Annotated in this window: 3 protein-coding genes, 1 tRNA gene and 1 pseudogene; 3 read left to right on the forward strand and 2 right to left on the reverse strand. The window is 34.0% G+C overall.

Annotated elements, in window-relative coordinates; genetic code table 11:
• Positions 1-483, reverse strand: a pseudogene (locus ACI6PS_RS16145) (hypothetical protein); the annotation flags it as partial.
• 82 nt (positions 484-565) lie between these two features.
• Here ACI6PS_RS16145 and ACI6PS_RS16150 point away from each other — a divergent pair.
• Together ACI6PS_RS16150 and ACI6PS_RS16155 are read left to right on the forward strand one after the other, a co-directional pair.
• The gene (locus ACI6PS_RS16150) at positions 566-952 is read left to right on the forward strand and encodes an RNA-binding S4 domain-containing protein (RefSeq protein ID WP_421013604.1); all 387 of its coding nucleotides are present in this window, start codon (positions 566-568) and stop codon (positions 950-952) included.
• Between the two features lie 46 nt (positions 953-998).
• Positions 999-1,496, forward strand: coding sequence for a phosphoribosyltransferase domain-containing protein (locus ACI6PS_RS16155; protein WP_421013605.1), 498 nt, complete (start codon positions 999-1,001; stop codon positions 1,494-1,496).
• Here ACI6PS_RS16155 and ACI6PS_RS16160 read toward each other — a convergent pair.
• Positions 1,488-2,006, reverse strand: a complete 519-nt coding sequence (locus tag ACI6PS_RS16160; RefSeq protein WP_421013606.1) for a shikimate kinase — start codon at positions 2,004-2,006, stop codon at positions 1,488-1,490. The two genes, ACI6PS_RS16155 and ACI6PS_RS16160, sit on opposite strands and share 9 nt — an antisense overlap.
• Positions 2,007-2,133: 127 nt before the next feature.
• Here ACI6PS_RS16160 and ACI6PS_RS16165 point away from each other — a divergent pair.
• Positions 2,134-2,206, forward strand: a tRNA-Lys gene (locus ACI6PS_RS16165).
• The last annotated feature ends 3 nt before the right edge of the window (positions 2,207-2,209 follow it).

Genomic DNA, 2,209 nt, shown 5'->3' on the forward strand with positions numbered 1-2,209 from the left:
AAAGGTAAACCATGTCGGCGAGTTTCTTATATCAAATTGTGAGTTATCAAGTGTCCAGCCTCTATATGTTACAAAAGTTGAATCTACAGTCGTCGCTCTTTCATGCACGCCTTCACTAAGCATTAAATAATACATCTTGTACTCCACAGGATCCAATGACTTACCATCAACCATATTTGATGTTCTTGTATCATTCTTTACCATCTTGGATTGCAAAGGAAACTCGGTATTATCCCAAATCGAAATGAGGCCTTCTGGATTACCTTCTGGAATCAAATTAATCACAACATCTGTCAATCCATTATTTTCTACTTTAACCAGATGGTGTGTTTTTAAATATCCTTCAATGGAGTCAATATCTACAACATATTGTTCTGCAAAATCTCTAGGAGGAATCGTTGTTGAATTATTATCATCTTTATTACAAGAAAATAAAACAACACTTGTAAGAAGTAAAATAAAATATAACCTAAATTTGTTCATTATTAGTTGGAATTTTAGTGGTGCAAGATACAATATTGATTTATTTTTGAATAACAATTAACGACGTTTTTAGATAAAGATTATGAGAATCGACAAATATTTATGGTGTGTGCGATATTACAAGACAAGAAACATGGTGACAGAGGCTTGCAAGAAGAATCACGTTACTGTAAACGGGCAAATCGCGAAGCCTTCGAAGGAAGTTTTCCCTACCGATAAAATTACATTTCGTAAAGATCAGATTACACAAATCATAACCGTTTTAGACATTCCGCAAAATCGTGTTGGCGCTAAATTGGTCGATATTTACAGAAAAGACGAAACACCACCGGAAGTTTTTGCACATTTGGAATTATTGAAATTATCAAAAGAGCATTACAGAAAAACCGGAGACGGAAGACCAACCAAGAAAGACCGTCGCGACTTGGATGATTATAGTACTGATTTTTCTGACGATGATATTGATTAAAAACAATTAAAGAACTAAATTTACATCGCTTTCAAAAAACAGCACCATGAGCCAAAACATCATACTGAACAATCAAGAAATTGAGCACAAGATTACCCGAATCGCCTATCAGATTTATGAAACTTTCGTTGATGAAGAAGTCATCGTAATTGCTGGAATCGCCAAAAACGGATTTGTTTTTGCCGAAAAGATTGCAACCGCTTTAGAAAAGATATCCACTTTGAAAGTTTCGCTTTGTGAAGTTTTCATCGACAAGCAAAATCCAACTTCACCAATAACAACTTCTCTAACAAAAGAAGAATATCAAAACAAGGGATTGGTGTTAGTTGATGATGTTTTAAATTCAGGAACCACATTGGTGTATGGCGTAAGACACTTTTTAGATGTTCCGCTGACAAAATTCAAGACTGCTGTTTTAGTAGACCGAAATCACAAAAAATATCCTGTAAAAGCAGATTTTAAAGGCATTTCGCTTTCAACTTCATTGCTAGAACATGTTCAGGTAACTTTTGAAGACAATAAAAGCGTTGCCTATTTAAGCTAAAATATTTTCAATTTCCCTTACAATTGTTTCTAGATTTTTTCCATCGACAGCTACTTTAAAAGATGCTTGATTGTAATAATAGCTTCTATCGAAAAGATGTTTGGCTATAAATTCTTTCATTTCTTCTTTTTCCATTTCCGAGAGTAAAGGCCTTTCAGTTTTTGCTCTTGACAAACGTTCGTAAAGCGTTTCTATCGATGCTTTTAGATAAATAGATGTTACTCCTTCCCCATTCAACAATAAATGATTTCCTGCATAGCATGGCGTTCCTCCGCCTAGACTCAAAATTATGTTTTCATCGTTAGCCATTAATTCTGAAAAAATCTGATGCTCTATTTTTCTGAAATAAATTTCTCCCTTGGTTTCAAAAATAGCTTTCACAGACAAATTCACTCGTCCTTCGATGATTTCATCCAAGTCCAAAACCTTCATTTTTATTTTTTCGGACAATAATTTTGCAATTGTAGTCTTGCCCGAACCCATATAACCCAATATTACTATTTTTTTCATTTAAATAAAACCTTATAAATTAAGGCGTTAAGAAGAATTATTAAAAAAAGACAAATTTAAAGGAAAATTGCTTTGAAAAATAAATAATAACGCCTTATATTTGCACCCGCATTCAAGAAAAGAAAATGACTCGATAGCTCAGTCGGTAGAGCACATCACTTTTAATGATGGGGTCCTGGGTTCGAGCCCCAGTCGGGTCACAA

The sequence above is a fragment of the Flavobacterium sp. PLA-1-15 genome, assembly GCF_049060005.1.
Taxonomy (GTDB): Bacteria; Bacteroidota; Bacteroidia; order Flavobacteriales; family Flavobacteriaceae; genus Flavobacterium.